This is a genomic window from Bradyrhizobium sp. (assembly GCF_019244115.1).
Lineage (GTDB): Bacteria > Pseudomonadota > Alphaproteobacteria > Rhizobiales > Xanthobacteraceae > Bradyrhizobium.
On the sequence record NZ_JAFATE010000097.1, the window covers coordinates 1 to 17,264 of the forward strand.

A 17,264-nucleotide genomic window follows, 5' to 3' on the forward strand; every position below is an offset into this window, starting at 1 on the left:
CCGATACCCGCTCCAAGCTCGGTCTCTACGCCAAGACCGGTCTGCTGTCCGCACCGGAGGGCTCCCAGATCTTCAGGCTGGAGAGCGACAAGGGCTGAGAAGCGCGGGGCGCGGACACTTTCGTCATTGCGAGCGAAGCGACGCAATCCAGCATCTCTCAGTCTGTAGGGTGGGCAAAGCGAAGCGTGCCCACCATCTGTGTGCGAACGAGAATGGTGGGCACGGCGCGCAAGCGCGCGCCTTTGCCCACCCTGCAGATTCCCTCTCGTAAAGAACCGGCCGGGATCGCTCCCGGCCGTTGTCGTTACGACTGTCTCCGATCCTCACCGCGGGACGGTGCCCGGCGGTGGCGGCGGCAGCGAGGCCTGTCCGCCATTGAGCAGCGGGGTGATGCGGCGGACGGTGACGCGCCGGTTGATGCGGCTCGGCCCTGACGTCTGCTCCTTCAAAAACTGCGCGCCATACCCCTGCGATGTCAGGTTCTCCGCCGGCACGCCGAACTGCTGCGTCAGCAGCGTTGCGGCCGATTCCGCGCGGCGGTCCGACAGCGACAGATTGTCGGTGTCGTTGCCGACCGCATCGGTATGGCCCTCGATCAAAAACACCTCGCGCGGATTGCGCTGGATGGCGCGATTGAGACCGTCGGCGATCACCTGCAGCTTCGCTGCCTGGTCCGGAGGAATCTCCCACGAGCCGGTGTCGAAGTTGATGGTGTTGAGGTCGATCGAGGGCATCAACTGCCGCACCGACGGGCTGTAGCGGATCTCGTCGAGCGAGTAGCGCCGCTCGATCCGGTCCACCGGCGGGGCTTCCAGCGTGTCGTAGATCATGTCCGGCGGAGCCTCGTCGGCCTCGACGATGTAGCGGTTCATCGGGATGCGGATCACCGGCGGCGGCAAGTCGACATAGAAGCCGCCGACGGCTTGTGGATCACGATAGGTGTTGTCGATGATGATGATCTCGCGGCCCATCCGGTCGCGCCGGATCCGCCGCAGCAGCTGGCCGTCGGGCCCGGTGACGGTGATGATTTCGTCGCCATCGGGACGAATCACGACCGTGCGGGTCTCACCGCCCTCACGCTGCACGCGGATGTCGCGCGCGCCGTAGCGGAAGCGGTCCATCTCGTCATGACGGACGAACTCCTGCCCCGAGGGATCGCGGACGATGATTCGCCCGGGCTCGAAAATGACCGTGCGGCCGCCTTCCTGCACCTCGCGGCGCTGGCTGCGGAAATCCTCGAGCCGCTGCGGGCCGGGCGGTGCGGCACCCTGCGGAATCGGTGTCAGCGCCTGCGGTGTTGGCGGCGGCGGAGGCGGCAGCGGCGCTGCGACTTGCGGCGGCGGGCGATGCGCCTGCGTCGGTGGTGCACCAGGCGGCGGAGGCGTGACGGCACCTTGCTGCCCGGCGGCCGGTGGGGCCGGAGGCGCCGGAGCAGCCCCCTGCTGGCCGCTCGGCGGAGGCGGCGGTGGGGCGCCCGGCGGCTGAGCGGGCGGCGCGCCAGCGGGCCGACCGGCCGACGGCGGCCCGCCAGCTGCAGGCGGCGATGGCGGTGGTGATGTCGGCAACGCATGCGACGGCCCGGCCCCCGGCGGTGGGGGCGGCGGCGATGGTGGCTGCGCTGCCCCGGGCGCCGGATGCTGCGGAGCGGCCGCGCCAGGTGGCGGCGGCGGTGGTGGGGGCGCAGCATGCGGAGGCGCTCCCGCCCCTGGAGGTGGTGGCGGCGGTGGAGGGGGCGGTGCCGCCGGTGTTGGATGCGGCGCCGTTGCCGCGGGCGGAGGCGGCGGTGGGGGAGCCGGTGGCGCGGCATGTGGCGCCGGCGCGGCCGCTGGCGGTGGAGGCGGCGGCGCATGCGGAGGAGGTGCCGGAGGCGGCGGCGCCGGCGGATGCGGAGGTGCGGCCGCTGGGGGCGGCGGCGGAGGTGGCGGTGCGGCGGGATGCGGCGGAGCGGCCGGCGGTGGCGGAGGTGGCGCCGGATGGGGCGGCGCCGCAGCCGGAGGCGGCGGGGGTGCCGGTGGATGCGGAGGTTGGGCAGCCGGGGGCGCAGGAGGCCGGCCGGGAGCCGGGGCCGGGGGCTGGCCGCCCTTCGGGGGCTGCTTGGGTTTGCCATCGGGACCGACCTCGCCCTGCGGCTGTCCGGCCTGGGCGAGGACGACAGGCGCGGCCTGCGCAAACGAGGCGGTGCCTGCAATGGACGTCGCGGTGAGCGCAGTCGTGGCAAGCAGCACGAAACGAATTTTGGTCATGCGATTTTCGGTCCCGGACTCATTTTGGGGAGGGCGAGGAACAACCAACGGTTAGGCCGGATTGTGGCGCGGTTCAAACGCGGATTTGGCTTTATTTTCGCGGCCAAATGCCCTAGCGGGCGGCCTTTTTCATGGCGCGTTCAGATACCTGTTTCCGGTACCTTGTCCGTTTGCCGAGGACGTCGCTGATCATGGTCTGCTCCCATTGGTCACCCATAACGGCGCCGGACTGACAATGGTTCCGCGGCTCCGGTATCATGAGGCGCGCACGAGCAGCGTATTGCTGCGTGTCCTGCCCGCCTGCGCATAGCCGCGTGCGATCATGTCGGCGATGCAGTCCTTCAGCCATTGGTCGCGCGACAAATGCTCGATGACGACGGCGCGAGGCCACAGGGGCGGCGGCGCCTCGGCGAAAAATCCCGTCAGCACCCGATCCTCGAATCCTTCGATGTCGATCTTCAGCGCATCGATGGCCGGTAGCCCGGCCTCAGCCAGAATGCCCGAGAGCCGGCGTGACGGCACCTTGATGGCCTCGGCAGAGGCCTTGCCTGTGACGACATGGCTGGCGCCGAGGTTCTCGCCATCGGTCTCGATCAAAAGTTCGCCGTCGTCGGGGCCTGCGGCCGCGGCAACCAGCGTCACCTGCCTGAAGCCGGAGGCCGCGCGGTTGAACTTAAGGCGCGCATGCGTCACCGGATGCGGCTCGATCGCGATCACGCGCCCCCGTTCGCCGACATGGCGCGCGAGCGGCAGCGCATAGGTGCCGACATTGGCGCCGACGTCGACAAAGCTTCCGCCGGCTGGCGTGTGCGCGCGCAAAAAGTCGAGCTCCTCGATGTTGTAGTCCGGATTGAACAGCGCGCCGCGCTCGGTGGCGCTGGCCTGGTGATAGAAGCGGAACGACGCGCCCTGATAGGTCGCATCGACCGGGCCGGCGCGTGACAGATCGAGCAGTCGCGACAGCATCGGGCGGAACGCGCCGCGCTTCAGCCGCGTGCGATGCGCCGCCGCGATGATGGCGCCTTGCGCGGCGTTCGGTGCGAGCGCGCCGAACGGAGCCGGCGAAGCGTCGTTGTCGGGAGTCAAGCCGATGTCCTCGAATGAAGCCTTGAGCCGAAGAGGCCGCATGCATAGCGCCTTTTGCTCCGCCGGGAAACCCGACGCGGCGCTATGCCGGGAACACCAGGAAGCCGGCGCGCGGGAAGTGCACCACCACCTCCCCGGCGCGCGGATCGTGGCGGCGCAGGGCGATATGCTGGGCCGACAGCGCAACGATCTCGCCGCCGACGCGGATCTTGCCGTAGTCGTCGGGCATGACCTCCACTTTGTCGCCGGGCTTGCGGCCGTTGGGATCGCCGGGATCAGACAATTCTTCGGTCTGCGGCGTTGCGCGCGTCGCGATCTCGAGCGCTTCCGCGCTGGTCATTTCGCTGCGCGGACCGTGTCCGACGGCACGCAGCCGCCCGGCCCACGCCCGCACATGGTCGAACTCGGCCAGCATGTCGTCGGCATCGTCGAGATTGCTCCGCACGTACCAGATGTTCATGTAGGCGTTGACGTCGCAGAGGCTCGGCTGCTCGCCAAAAATCCATTCACGCTCGTCGCAGAGCTGGGCGTCGATCCAGGCGAGGTGCGCGCGGTACTGGTCGCGCATCACGGGGATCGCGGCCGTCATCGCCGCGACATCGAATTTGGCGCCGCGCAGCTGTTCCCGATCGGCGATGAAGTCGGCCGGGACCTGGTCCGCGAGCGAACCGAACACCAGATTGACCGTGTTCTGGAAGAACGAGCGGTCGGTCCACATCGCGCTGGCGAAGGCGAGTCCCTCATGGCCGTCCGGCAATAGGCTTGGCTTCGGAAAACGCCGCTCCAGCTCGCGCATGATGCATTGGGTGTCGCAGTAGATGTCCGCGCCGATCTGCATAACCGGTGTGCGGCGATAGCCGCCGGTCAGCGGCATCAGGTCCGGGCGCGGCATGATCCGCGAAATCCGCACTGAGCTCCACGCGATGCTCTTCAGACCGAAAATGAGTCGGATCTTCTCCGAGAACGGCGACTGGTCGAAATGATGCAGGATGATCGGGAAATCGGACATCGTACGCTCGTCAGCATGAGGTCATGATCATTCAGTCGTCTCGGGGCGCCTTGCAGAGGTGAACCCGGACCTTCGAAGTTCTCGGGCGCGCAAACATGTCTCGATGCGGAGCCCGTATCCGGCTGCGCTTTGCGCGGACGAGGCAGCATCGCCCCGGCATGACGAAGCCTCCGCGCGCGGCATTCCTATTCCAACACTTCAAAGAGCTGAAGGGCAATGTAGCGCCTTCCCGCGACGCTGATACGCCCGAGTTGTGCCAAGACATCGCCCTCGAATGATCGAAGAGGGCGCAGGGAAGGCCGGGTGCAGGCCGCACCCATGGCCCGCCAGCAATCAAAAAAGCTGGCGGCAGACACCACAGGATTGGCCGAACAACCGGCCTCCCCTGCGCGACGGTTTTAACGGTGTCCTTCGTGCTCTCCCCGGGGCCCGGCCTTTCTTGCCCCCGTCCTCAACGAGATCATCTCGCCGACTTGGCACCAGCGTCGGGGTGTCAGGACCACACGACTTCTCCGTCCGCATCGGGATCGTTCGTCGGCGCGCTAACAGCGCGCTGCGACCCAATGCGTCCATCGCATCCCGCGCTCAACGTTCGTGACGATCGCGAAGCGCCCCTCTTCATGAGTGCGGGACGGCGCGGATCATGTCTCTGATTTGGGGTCGGCGTCAAGTTTATTTCTGAAAAATAGAACACCTCTGCCGCGACAAACTGGCGCGACGGGCAATTTGCGCATGACGTGCATGCGCGAACTGCCCGTCGTGCAGGATCGAGGGTCGTGCGCGCCAACCGCAAACGGCCGGCAGGCCGTGCTCGTAGCCTTCAATGATCGAATTGCCCACTGGCCCCTTCGGCCAGGGCGTCAGAGGAGCGATTAACCACAATATGCTGGCGGGGCTGCTTGGGGTCTGTTTAGCGACGATCCTGTCGGTTTGCTTCCAGTTTCATGTCGCGGTCCACACACGTCCTCTTTTGGACCCGGCGCTGCATCTGAACACTGTCGATGTGCCATGGAGCTGGGACCGTAAAGGTCAGCAAACTTCCCTATCCGCGCAACGTACTTGAACGCATGCTCTCTGCGTTCGGCGACCGCCTGTATCTCGTGCACGCGCTCTACTTCCTTTTTTTGCCGAGGCGTCCAACTTGTTCCTGAGCTTGGAACAACTCGGAAAACATCTCGGCGGATGGTGCATAAGTAGAGCTTCGGCCCGAGAGACGGGCGAGGCCTGATTAGGCGCAGCCGCAGGCTCGATGCCAAAGAGCCCGAACAGGTGGAGGCGTTGCGGGCCAACGCCACGCGGAGCAAGGCCGGTGATTGTATGCACGCGGGCAGCCTGATCTCGCCGATCTCACGCCTTCTGATCCGGCGCTCGCCCCTTGCGACATTGAACGTCAGGACCGATCGGACGCCAACAGTGCAGCTGAACGGCATGATCGGGCCGAGCGTCAGCTTCTGAATGAAGACCTGCCGACATGGAGCGGAGCCCGACACGACCGAATCTGACCCGGAGCAGACCTGACGCGGCAGCGGACTGGCTGGATGAAGCAAGCCGACCGGCGTGCACAGACAACGCCATCGAGCCCAATGCCGTCAACTCGCCAGACACCCGGCCTCCTTCACATATGCCGAGGCGTTGAACTGGGCAGATTACCGGATGAACCAGGAGAGCTATTAGGATTTGCCACTCGCTGGGTGGTTCAAGGCTGTTATAGTTTGGGGTCTCCTAACCCATGTTCTCAGCGGGTCCCATGCTGCGCGAGTTCTGTACGTTTCTGGGCGCGCCGATCGCTTGGCCGCTCGCGGTGCGTGCGCAGCCGGCGATGCCGGTGATCGAGCTCCTGATCGACAGTTCGGCGTCGCAGCCATGAAAGAAGCAGGGTTACCCGTCCGGCGCGGCAACGGCTGGACCGTCGCGGCATTCACCGCCGTGGCTTCGGCCGTCTGCGCCTTACTTGCGCTCGCGTCTGGCCAGGACGTCAATTACGATCAGCTGAACTATCACTTCTACGCTCCCTACGCTCTGTTCAATCATCGTGTCCTGTACGACATCTTTCCGGCCTTCGTGGGCCCCACTTTTACCAATCCCATCCCCTATCTGCCGTTCTATTGGCTCGCATGGAACGCGCCGCCGATGCTGATTGGCGCGCTGCTCGGCGCCTTGTATGGCCTTTCCTGTGCGCCGCTTTATCTGTTGGCGAGGACGGTACCACCCGCACCTGCACGGCGATCCCAGCCGGCGGCGTTGGTGCTCGCAGCGCTCGGCCTGACCGGGGCCGTTGCCATCGCCGAGAACGGCACGACTTTTATCGACAATCTCATGTCGGCACTCGTCCTGAGTGGATTAGCGGTGGCAGCGGTAGCAATGCCCAGGCTTGCGCGGGCCTCGCCGATGCGGGCGATCATGTGGGCAGCTACCGCAGGATTCCCAGTCGGTCTGGCGGCGGGATTCAAGCTGACCATGGCAATCTATTGTGTGGCATTTGTGCTCGGCGCTTTGGTCGTGCCGCGGCGCTGGCCCGAGCGGATGGCGATCGCGGTTGCGGCCGGCCTCGCCATTGGGACCGGGCTACTCGTCGCAGGCGGACCTTGGTTCGCAATCATGTGGGCCAAGACGGGAAACCCGATCTTTCCCTTTCTCAACCAGGTCTTCCAATCGCCCTTGGCGATGGTTGAATCCTATCGCGACGATTCCGGAGTACCGGATAGCTTTTGGAAAGCGTTGCTATTTCCATTTCTGGTGAGTGATCAGGTGATGGACGCCGGGGTGTCGTTCTTCGACCTGCGCGTACCAACACTCTACGCGCTCGCCATTGTCTCTCTGTGGCTGCTGCCGATCAGGCGCCGGTACCTGTCGCTCAACCCGGCGGGGAGGTTTGTCCTCGTCTTCGCCGCCGTTGCATATATCCTCTGGCTCGGCCTCTTTGCCATCTGGCGGTATCTGCTGCCCATTGAGATGCTGGCGCCGGTTTTGATCACCGCCCTCGTCAGCGTGATCGTCTCTGCGGTGGGGCTTCGGCGTGCGGCCATGCTCGGGAGCGCGGTCCTGCTCGGTGTTATAGCACTCACCACGCGTCCAGCCGATTGGGGCCACATCTCCTGGGATCGGGAGCTTTATGGGGTGCGCGTGCCGCCTATTCCACACCCCGATCAGGCGCTGGTCCTGATGGCGGGCACCGCCCCAACTGCATTCTTGATCCCGTTCTTTCCCGCCCGCATCCCCTTCATCCGACTAGAGGGCTTCAGCGAGGGGATGTGGGATACGAGTAGCGGCTTGTTCCGCATCGGGGAGGAGCGCGTGCGCGCGCATCAGAACGACATTTATGTGCTCTATGGGTTCGATCAGGAGGCCAGCGCGCGCACCGTGGCGAGCCATTTCTCGCTCGTGTTCGATCGGGGCCGCTGTCAAACGGTAGAAAACCGGGTGCAGCCCGTTGACGCGCCCGAGGGCCCGGTGCTGCTCTGTTTGCTCCGCCGCGCCGAGGGTGCGACCTGACCAAGCCTTACGCTCAGCACCGCGCTGAGACGAGCCAAGAAATCATCAATCACAGGGATCGCAACCGATGCTGTCTGCTGCGGCGCATGAGGCCGTTACTGGCCCGATGCAGCCGATCGGCGTGTTCGGACCGAGCGTCCGCTTCTGAAGGAAGGCCGGTCGTCACGACGCTCAGGCACCTTTTTGCAGCCCGCTTTTCTGGAAATGCTCGACTGCCTCATCAACGTGGACCCAATGATGCTTCGAGCGCTCGAATATCGAGAAGATGGGAGCCGGAAAGCCAGCGTCGCCGAGCGCGCCAACCGCGACGCCGATTAGAGATGGCAAGACGTCGGGCTTCCAATAGACCGTCGAGCCGCATGTTGGACAAAAATAGCATCGCACCTTACGGCCGCTATCACCGACGCGAATGAACTCGGTAGCCGCTCCCGAGATCTCGACGGTGTCAATCGCGTGGAAAACGCCGAGGCCGAATGGCGAACCAGTTCGTCGCTGGCAGGCGAGACAATGACACGCGACAATCAGCTTTGACGTTTCTCGCAACTTCAGTGAAAGAGCGCCGCAAAGGCATTGTGCATTAGCCATGTGATCGTCTCCCGTCTTTCGCGGTGAGGTTACGTCGGAATGTGGGGGATGAGACGCAGGCTGGGGCCGGAGGAGCAAAGCCCGCGCGACCGAAGCAAGGCTCGCATGCGTCACGTAACAAAATATCCTCTTTTGGAAGACTGCGGCAAGCCAAAACAATCTGACGTCTGTCACCTTTTGGTCTTGCCGTGCATCCCTGGTGAGGCGTCGAGGCGACTTCTCCGCTAATGGCCCATCGCGTCGATATCAGGATGTCCGCTGTTGCGCCGCTTCTGATGGAAGAGCTGACGTCGGTCAGAGGGCCTATTGGGTGCCTCCCTATCCCGAGCCCGTTGTCGACAGGATGAACACGGGTCGCGGCATTCGCGGGCGCGAGGCCGATGGCCGCCCGGTGCCGTACAACGCGGCGCAGTTGGTCGATGCGATCTCGCTGGATTATGAGAGCGGCTATAAAGGTCGCGGCGATCTCGAAATCACATCGACGGCGACGCTCTGAAGAACCCGAGCAATGCGCCTGCCGAGGGCCGGACGACGTTTGAAAATTCGGTCAGCGCCGGGGAAGGTGTTCGCGGCGATGTCGTCCGGGATGAGGTTGCTGGGCCGAGAATGAGGGTTCGGCGCTGCCCATTGACCCATAGGCACGGATCACGTCGCGGTTTGGCGCAGCGCCATACGGTAGTTCCAGGCCAAGCCTGCCCGCAGGCGTGAGCTCGCCAGTGTACGCATCCCGATTCGGATACTGCGACTGAAAGACTTCCGGTCCTCCCTCACCTGCAAACACTGGCGAGATGCTCGATACCAGGGCTGCCGCGACGAGCATTTTGAGTCCAGTCATTGGGGGATTCTCCATTCTCCTCGCCTACGCGAGAGATCGCGCCGGCGACTGCTGCTCCAGGGTCGCTCTCGCCGGATGCTTCGAAACACCGACGATGTAGGCATCGTCGTTGGAGATCCGCACCGCGGGCAGATCACTATTTTGCGAATGCGCAAATGTCTCGCCAAAGCTGCATCCATCCGTGCTGAGCGAGTTCGGTCATTCGCGATGTCCATCAATGAGTTGCGTTGACCGTCATCGATTTCGTCGGTCGAACCCTTCGTAAAGAAATTGGCAATTCAGGGTGGACACTTCGCCTAAAACAGCCTTCGCCTTAACAGTCGCTCACGGAAACGCGATGGCCGGACTTGGCCCGACCCGAACAACTGCAACGACCGTCATCACGTGGGCTGTTTGGGGAGCACCGGACACAAGTCGCACCGGCTCTGCATTGCTGCTGCGCTCAGCCAGCGCAACGTGATGACAAAAGCGGCTCGCATCAGCGCTTGCTCGCGCGACCCCGCAAGCGGGAGGGGGCATCTTCCGTGCGGCTCTGATCGAGCCTCATTTCATCATGCATTAAATCTGCCGCTCGACCAGCTTCAGCTTCAGTTCGGCGATCGCCTCGGAAGGATTGAGGCCCTTCGGGCAGGCTTTGGCGCAGTTCATGATGGTGTGGCAGCGGTAGAGCCGGAACGGATCCTCGAGATTGTCGAGCCGCTCGCCGGTGGCCTCATCGCGGCTGTCGTTGACCCAGCGCGTGGCCTGCAGCAGCGCCGCCGGGCCGAGAAAGCGCTCGCTGTTCCACCAATAGCTCGGGCAGGAGGTCGAGCAGCAGGCGCACAGGATGCATTCGTAGAGCCCGTCGAGCTTTTCGCGGTCCTCGTGGCTCTGCCGCCATTCCTTCTGCGGCGTCGGCGACGATGTCTTCAGCCACGGCTCGATCGAGGCATATTGGGCATAGAAATTGGTGAGATCCGGCACCAGATCCTTCACGACCGGCTGGTGCGGCAGCGGATTGACCTTCACCGCGCCGTCCTTCACGTCGTGCATCGAGCGGGTGCAGGCGAGCGTGTTCTGACCGTCGATGTTCATCGCGCAGGAGCCGCAGACGCCCTCGCGGCAGGAGCGGCGGAAGGTCAGGCTCGGATCGATGTGGTTCTTGATCCAGATCAGGCCGTCGAGCACCATCGGCCCACATTCATTGGTGTCGACGAAATAGGTGTCGATGCGCGGGTTCTTGCCGTCGTCCGGATTCCAGCGATAGATCTTGAACTCGCGGGTCTCACTCGCGCCCGGCGGCACCGGCCAGGTTTTTCCGGTGGTGACTTTCGAATTTTTCGGGAGTGCGAACTCAACCATTCTCGTCTAGCCCTTCCCGTGCTCAATACACCCGCGCCTTGGGCGGGATGTACTGCACGTCATTGGTCATCGTGTAGTCGTGCACCGGGCGGTAATCGATCGCGGTCATGCCGCCCTGATCGATCCACGCCAGCGTGTGCTTCATCCAGTTCTTGTCGTCGCGCTCCGGAAAATCCTCGCGCGCATGCGCGCCGCGGCTCTCGCTGCGGTTGGTCGCGGAATCCATCGTCACGACGGCCTGCACGATCAGATTGTCGAACTCCAGCGTCTCGACGAGGTCCGAATTCCAGATCAGCGAGCGGTCGGACACCGAGATGTCGGAAATCCCGCTGTGCACCTTGTGGATCAGATTCTGCCCCTCATGCAGCACCTCGCCGGTACGAAAGACAGCGCAATTGTTCTGCATCACGTGCTGCATGCTGTCACGCAGCTTTGCGGTCGGCGTGCCGCCGGAGGCATGACGGTAGTGATCGAGCCGGCCGAGGGCCATTTCCGAGGAATCCTTCGGCAGTTCCGCCTGCTTGGCGTTCGCGGTCAGCTTTTCGGCGCAGCGCAGCGCGGCGGCACGGCCGAACACGACGAGGTCGATCAGCGAGTTGGAGCCGAGACGGTTCGCGCCGTGCACCGACACGCAGGCGGCTTCGCCGATCGCCATCAGGCCCGGCACGATGGCGTTGTCGTCGCCATCCTTCTTGGTCAGCACTTCCGCATGATAGTTGGTCGGGATGCCGCCCATGTTGTAGTGCACGGTCGGCAGGATCGGGATCGGCTCGCGCGTCACGTCGACATTGGCAAAAATCTTTGCCGATTCCGAAATGCCCGGCAGCCGCTCCGCCAGCACCTTTGGGTCGAGATGATCGAGGTGCAGGTAGATGTGATCCTTCTTCTTGCCGACGCCGCGCCCCTCGCGGATCTCGATCGTCATGGCGCGGGAGACCACGTCGCGCGAGGCGAGGTCCTTGGCCGAGGGCGCATAGCGCTCCATGAAGCGCTCGCCCTGCGAGTTGACGAGATAGCCGCCCTCGCCGCGCGCGCCCTCGGTGACGAGGCAGCCGGCGCCGTAGATGCCGGTCGGGTGAAACTGCACGAATTCCATGTCCTGCATCGGCAGCCCTGCGCGCAGCGCCATGCCGCCGCCGTCGCCGGTGCAGGTATGGGCCGAGGTGCAGGAGGCATAGGCGCGGCCATAGCCGCCGGTGGCCAGTATCGTCGTCTGCGCGCGAAACCGGTGCAGCGTGCCGTCGTCGAGCTTGAGCGCGATCACGCCGCGGCAGGCGCCCTGATCGTCCATGATCAGATCGATGGCAAAGAACTCGATGTAGAACTCGGCCGAATGCCGCAGCGCCTGGCCGTACATCGTGTGCAGCATCGCGTGGCCGGTACGGTCCGCGGCCGCGCAGGTGCGCTGCGCCTGGCCTTTGCCGTAGTCGATGGTCATGCCGCCGAACGGGCGCTGATAGATTTTTCCATCCTCGGTGCGCGAGAACGGCACGCCCCAATGCTCGAGCTCATAGACCGCCTCGGGCGCGTTGCGCACCATGTATTCGATCGCGTCCTGGTCGCCGAGCCAGTCCGACCCCTTCACGGTGTCGTACATGTGCCAGCGCCAGTCGTCCTGATGCATGTTGCCGAGCGCGGCCGAGATGCCGCCTTGGGCTGCGACCGTGTGCGAGCGGGTCGGAAACACTTTTGTGATGCAGGCGGTGCGCAGGCCCGCCTCGCTGCAGCCGACGACGGCGCGCAGACCCGCCCCGCCGGCGCCGACCACGACCACGTCGTAGGTATGGTCCTCGATCTTGTAGGCTTGCCCGTTCGTGGCAGGAGCGCCGTTCCCCCCGCCATTGGTCCCGACGGCCATGGGTTACACTCCGGATGAAAGTTTCAAAAGCGCGTAAATCGAGGTCAGTGCGACGACCGCGCAGAAGAACTGATTGGCCATGACAGCGGCCAGCTTCAGCTTCTCATCATGGACATAGTCTTCGATGATGACCTGCATTCCGATCTTCATGTGCCAGGTGCTGGCGACGATGAAACAGAGCAGGATGAGGGCAATCGGCACCGAGCCGAGAATCTGGGCCGCACCGGCCTGGTTGCGGCCGACCAGCATCATGACGACCCATATCGCCGGGATGATCAGAAGGGTCATGGCGACGCCGGTCAGACGCTGGCGCCAGAAATCGCCGGTGCCAGTGTGCGCAGCGCCGAGACTGCGGACACGGCCGAGCGGCGTGCGCATCGATTTCGGCGGCGCCTGATTGGTCATGCTCATCGTCCGCCTCCGATCGCATAGGCGATCATCCAGAGCAGCACGGTGAGCCCGATGCCGCCGAGCAGGGCGCCCCAGGTCAGCGCCTCGCGCTCATTGGCCTTGAAGCCATAGCCGAGGTCCCAGACGAAATGCCTGATGCCGCTGAGCAGATGATGCACCAGCGCCCAGGTGTAGCCGAACACGATCAGCCGGCCGAGAAAGCTCGAGGTGAAGGCCTGGACATGGGAGTAGGCATTGGGTCCTTCGGCGGCCGCGATCAGCCACCAGGCCAGGAGCAGGGTGCCGACATAGAGCGCAATTCCGGTGGCGCGGTGCAGGACCGACATCGCCATCGTCAGCGTCAGGCGGTAGATCTGCAGGTGAGGCGAGAGCGGTCGTTCGGTCTTGGCTGTCATCGGCGGCTTTGACGTTGTGCGGACCCCGGCAAGTTCGCGCGAGGATTGCGGATGCGACGGTTCGCGAACTTCGGAAGTGAGCGCTGAATGCGCTCTATTTACGGACTAGGAACAGCCAGTGCAACGGCGAATATCGCCGATTCCGAACGGCGATTCAGAATTACACATGAGCCCTGTAAATACGGGGAGTTGATCACGTCGACCGGCCGCCGATCCATGCTATACTTGAAGCCCGATTCATGAACGTACGAGTTAGTGACAAGGTCGCCGTCAACCTGCGATCGGTGCAGCCCGTTCATGCCGCGTCGACGCGCTGCTTTACGGTTTCAGCCGCACCTCGCTGAAGCGCCAGTAGCGTAGTTCGCCCTGGTGATCGATCCGGCCAGCTTCCGCCAGTGCCTGGACTCGAGCCGCCAGAACCGCCAGCCCAATGGGCCAGGATCGCTCGCGACACCGCTCATCGGCCTTGACCAGGATCATTGCGGTCTTCCGCCATTGCGGCTGCATGACCGAAAAGAGGACGTCGTCCAGATCGGACTCCGCGATGGGCGATGGGAGCTCGACTTCGTCCCAACGCAGCGTACTGTCGAAGGTTGGAGCCTCGCCGGGCGTCTCGTTTGTCATCTCTGCACTCGCGCTATTTGGCATAAATATCCTTATACGCTTCGCGCAAAACGTTCTTCTGCACCTTGCCCATGGTGTTGCGCGGCAGCTCGTCGACGATGAACACGCGCTTGGGCATCTTGAATTTTGCGAGCCGGCCGTCGAGTCCCTGCAGGACGGAGGCTTCACTGACGCCGGCGTCCCGATGGCAGACCACGACCGCGGTGACGCCTTCGCCGAAATCGGCATGCGGCACGCCGATTACGGCGGATTCGACCACGCCGGGCATGGCGTCGATCTCGCTCTCGATCTCTTTCGGATAGACGTTGAAGCCGCCTGAGATCACGAGGTCCTTGCCGCGGCCGAGAATGTGCACATAGCCTTTGTCGTCGATCTTGCCGAGGTCGCCGGTGATGAAGAAGCCGTCGTCGCGAAATTCGGATTTGGTCTTCTCCGGCATCCGCCAATAGCCCTTGAACACGTTCGGCCCCTTGACCTCGATCATTCCGATGTTTTCGCGCGCGACTTCCTTGCCCGTTTCAGGATCGGTGACCCGCACCGAGATGCCGGGCAGCGGATAGCCGACCGCGCCGGGGACGCGCTCGCCGTCATAGGGGTTGGAGGTATTCATGTTGGTTTCGGTCATGCCGTAGCGTTCGAGCACGGCATGGCCGGTACGCGCGGACCATTCGCGATGGGTGTCGGCGAGCAATGGTGCCGAGCCGGACACGAACAGGCGCATGTGGCGGGTGGTGTCCTTGCTGAGCGCCGGGTTCTGCAACAACCGGGTGTAGAAGGTCGGCACGCCCATCAGCACGGTTGAGCGCGCCATCAGCTTGATGATGAGATCCGGATCGAGCCTGGGCAGGAAGATCATGGCGGCGCGTGCGAACAGCGTCACATTGCTCGCCACGAACAATCCGTGGGTATGATAGATCGGCAGCGCGTGGATCAGTACGTCCTTGTCGGTGAAGCGCCAATAGTCGACCAGGGTTTTTGAGTTCGACGCGAGATTGTCGTGACTCAGCATCGCGCCTTTCGAGCGGCCTGTCGTGCCCGAGGTGTAGAGGATGGCGGCAAGGTCGTCATTGCCGCGCGCGACCGTTTCGAAAACCGGGCTTGCCTGATCGGCGGCGTCCGTCAGCGATCCCTTGCCGTCGGGACCAAGCGTCTCGACTTTCGCTTTCACCTTGGCGGCGATCGCGGCGATGCCTTCGGCCTTGGCGGGATCGCACACCACCAGCGAAGGCTCGGAATCGGTGATGAAGTAGTCGAGCTCGTTCAGCGTATAGGCGGTGTTAAGCGGCAGATAGACCGCGCCGGCGCGTACCGTCGCGAGATAGAGCACCAGGTTTTCGACCGATTTCTCGACCTGGACCGCGACGCGGTCACCCACCTTGACGCCGCGGGAGACCAGCACATTTGCGATCTGCCCGGCCCGCGCGATCAGTTCGCCATAGCTGATGTGGCGGCCGCCCTGGGTTTCGATGGCGATCCGGTTTGGATCGTCGAGACCATCGAACAGGCGGAAAAACAGGTTGGCGTTGGCGGCTTGGCTCATGCGAAAGTCCCCGAGGGGCAGGCAGCGGCGGGAAAGAGGCTGCATTAGCAAGAACGCCCCCAAAAAAGCAACGGAGACGGTTCGCATGGTCAAGGACGGGAAACGCGTGGCCTGGATCACGGGCGGCGGCAGCGGGATCGGCGAAGCGGGCGCCGAGCGGCTTGCCGCCGATGGCTGGATAGTTGTGGTGTCGGGCCGCCGCAAGGAGGCCCTGGACGCGGTGGTCGCGAAGATCGCCGCGGCCGGCGGCAAGGCGGAGGCGATGCCGCTCGACGTCAGCGTCGCGGCCGACGTGCAGAAGGTGGCAGACGAGATCGTCAGCCGCCACGGCCGCATCGACCTCTTGGTCAACTCCGCCGGGATCAACGTGCCGAAACGGCGCTGGGCGGACATGGAGCTGGAGGGCTGGAACCAGCTCGTCGAGATCAATCTGAGCGGCGTGCTCTATTGCATGCGCGCCGTGCTGCCGGCAATGCGGCGGCAGCAGGATGGCCTGATCATCAATGTCTCGTCATGGGCCGGCCGGCACGTCTCGAAAATGCCTGGCCCCGCCTACACCACGACCAAGCACGCGGTCTCCGCGCTGACCCATTCGTTCAACATGGACGAGTGTGTCAATGGGCTGCGCGCCTGCTGCCTGTCGCCCGGCGAGGTGGCAACGCCGATCCTGAAAGCGCGTCCGGTGCCGCCTGCCGCCGAAGAGCTGGCGAAGATGCTGCAGCCGGAGGATCTCGGCCGGACCATCGCCTTCGTCGCGAGCCTGCCGCCGCATGTCTGCGTCAACGAGATCCTGATCAGCCCGACCTGGAACAGAGGGTTCATCCAGACCCCGGCAAGCCGGGATTAGGTCAGCTGTCGTCCCGGCCAAGCGCGCTCTTGCGCGCGCCGAGCCGGGACCCATAACCCGAGGGCCGAAGTTGTTAAGCGAGCCGGTCCTTACGCTGCTCTTTTCCGAAACGTGTATCACGCGGTATGGGTCCCGGCTCTCGCCGGGACGACGGTAGAGAATGCGGCGAGGATTGCGCGCCGCACGAATACCGCCGCCATTAGTTTCAGGAATCACAAAGAATTTTTGTTCGAAACCGCGCCCGAAAACCTCCCGTAGTTCGGCCCAACAGCGAGCAACGCGCATCCCTCGTCACCACGCGGCGCCGCTGTTGCCCTTTCATCGCCGGCCTCGCCGGCTTCAATCTCGGGAGACTTTCAATGTCCAAGCGTATTGCCCTGTTGTCCGCCGCGGCTTTCAGCGCGCTCGCTCTCACCTCAGCTCTGGTCGCGCCGCTGCGCGCCGAGGAAAAGACCGTGATGGTCGGCGGTGCCGCGATGTTCCCATCCAAGAACATCATTCAGAACGCCGTCAATTCGAAGGACCACACCACGCTGGTCGCCGCAGTGAAGGCCGCGGGTCTGGTCGGCACGCTGGAAGGCAAGGGGCCGTTCACGGTGTTTGCGCCGACCAATGCTGCGTTCGGCAAGCTGCCGGCCGGGACCGTCGATAATCTGGTGAAGCCCGAGAACAAGGGCACGCTGACCAAGATCCTCACCTATCACGTCGTGCCGGGCCGCCTCGAGGCCTCCGACCTGACCGACGGCAAGATGCTCAAGACTGCCGAGGGCGAGGAACTGACGGTGAAGAGGGACGGGGCTAAGGTCTGGATCGTCGACGCCAAGGGCGGTACGTCGATGGTGACGATCTCCAACGTCCATCAGTCGAACGGTGTCATCCATGTGGTCGACACCGTGCTGATGCCGGCCTCGTAACCCCACGGAGGTTCCTTTCATCCCCCGACCAGGGAAAGCAGCATCGCGAGCCGGGGAATCCTCCGGCTCGCTTTTTTGTGACCG

The 17,264-nt window shown here is 64.1% G+C and carries 14 protein-coding genes; 4 read left to right on the forward strand and 10 right to left on the reverse strand.

The window, feature by feature from the left end:
- Positions 1-323 precede the first annotated feature (323 nt).
- The 3 genes from JOZ76_RS04560 to JOZ76_RS04570 form a co-directional block, all read right to left on the reverse strand.
- Positions 324-2,243: an OmpA family protein gene (locus JOZ76_RS04560; RefSeq protein ID WP_291697436.1), complete on the reverse strand. Its 1,920-nt coding sequence runs from the start codon at positions 2,241-2,243 to the stop codon at positions 324-326.
- A gap of 255 nt (positions 2,244-2,498) precedes the next feature.
- On the reverse strand, positions 2,499-3,329 hold the full coding sequence (locus JOZ76_RS04565; protein WP_291697448.1) for an FkbM family methyltransferase: 831 nt from the start codon (positions 3,327-3,329) through the stop codon (positions 2,499-2,501).
- Between the two features lie 82 nt (positions 3,330-3,411).
- Positions 3,412-4,338, reverse strand: coding sequence for a glutathione S-transferase family protein (locus JOZ76_RS04570; protein ID WP_291697437.1), 927 nt, complete (start codon positions 4,336-4,338; stop codon positions 3,412-3,414).
- 1,863 nt (positions 4,339-6,201) lie between these two features.
- On the opposite strand from JOZ76_RS04570, the gene JOZ76_RS04575 reads away from it, so the two are divergent.
- A complete protein-coding gene (locus JOZ76_RS04575; RefSeq protein ID WP_291697438.1) occupies positions 6,202-7,830 on the forward strand; it encodes a hypothetical protein in 1,629 nt (542 codons plus the stop codon).
- A 171-nt stretch (positions 7,831-8,001) separates the two neighbouring features.
- On the opposite strand, the gene JOZ76_RS04580 is transcribed toward JOZ76_RS04575, so the two are convergent.
- Positions 8,002-8,415 (reverse strand): GFA family protein, encoded by a 414-nt coding sequence (locus JOZ76_RS04580; protein WP_291697439.1) that lies wholly within the window; start codon positions 8,413-8,415, stop codon positions 8,002-8,004.
- Between the two features lie 343 nt (positions 8,416-8,758).
- Here JOZ76_RS04580 and JOZ76_RS04585 point away from each other — a divergent pair, with 343 nt between their 5' ends.
- Positions 8,759-8,911 (forward strand): hypothetical protein, encoded by a 153-nt coding sequence (locus JOZ76_RS04585; RefSeq protein WP_291697440.1) that lies wholly within the window; start codon positions 8,759-8,761, stop codon positions 8,909-8,911.
- A gap of 897 nt (positions 8,912-9,808) precedes the next feature.
- Here JOZ76_RS04585 and JOZ76_RS04590 read toward each other — a convergent pair.
- From JOZ76_RS04590 to JOZ76_RS04615, 6 genes are all read right to left on the reverse strand, one after another.
- Positions 9,809-10,591: a succinate dehydrogenase iron-sulfur subunit gene (locus tag JOZ76_RS04590; protein ID WP_291697441.1), complete on the reverse strand. Its 783-nt coding sequence runs from the start codon at positions 10,589-10,591 to the stop codon at positions 9,809-9,811.
- Positions 10,592-10,613: 22 nt separating this feature from the next.
- Entirely contained in the window at positions 10,614-12,449 is a 1,836-nt protein-coding gene (gene sdhA / locus JOZ76_RS04595) for a succinate dehydrogenase flavoprotein subunit (RefSeq protein ID WP_291697442.1), read from the reverse strand.
- A gap of 3 nt (positions 12,450-12,452) precedes the next feature.
- Positions 12,453-12,827, reverse strand: a complete 375-nt coding sequence (gene sdhD, locus JOZ76_RS04600) for a succinate dehydrogenase, hydrophobic membrane anchor protein (RefSeq protein ID WP_291697449.1) — start codon at positions 12,825-12,827, stop codon at positions 12,453-12,455.
- Between the two features lie 29 nt (positions 12,828-12,856).
- Entirely contained in the window at positions 12,857-13,255 is a 399-nt protein-coding gene (sdhC, locus tag JOZ76_RS04605; protein ID WP_291697443.1) for a succinate dehydrogenase, cytochrome b556 subunit, read from the reverse strand.
- Between the two features lie 318 nt (positions 13,256-13,573).
- Positions 13,574-13,879 carry a hypothetical protein gene (locus JOZ76_RS04610; protein WP_291697444.1) on the reverse strand — a complete coding sequence of 102 codons (306 nt, stop codon included), beginning with the start codon at positions 13,877-13,879 and terminating at the stop codon, positions 13,574-13,576.
- A gap of 13 nt (positions 13,880-13,892) precedes the next feature.
- Positions 13,893-15,419, reverse strand: coding sequence for a malonate--CoA ligase (locus JOZ76_RS04615; protein WP_291697445.1), 1,527 nt, complete (start codon positions 15,417-15,419; stop codon positions 13,893-13,895).
- An 85-nt stretch (positions 15,420-15,504) separates the two neighbouring features.
- On the opposite strand from JOZ76_RS04615, the gene JOZ76_RS04620 reads away from it, so the two are divergent.
- Entirely contained in the window at positions 15,505-16,266 is a 762-nt protein-coding gene (locus JOZ76_RS04620; protein WP_291697446.1) for an SDR family oxidoreductase, read from the forward strand.
- A gap of 359 nt (positions 16,267-16,625) precedes the next feature.
- Positions 16,626-17,180 (forward strand): fasciclin domain-containing protein, encoded by a 555-nt coding sequence (locus JOZ76_RS04625; protein ID WP_291697447.1) that lies wholly within the window; start codon positions 16,626-16,628, stop codon positions 17,178-17,180.
- The last annotated feature ends 84 nt before the right edge of the window (positions 17,181-17,264 follow it).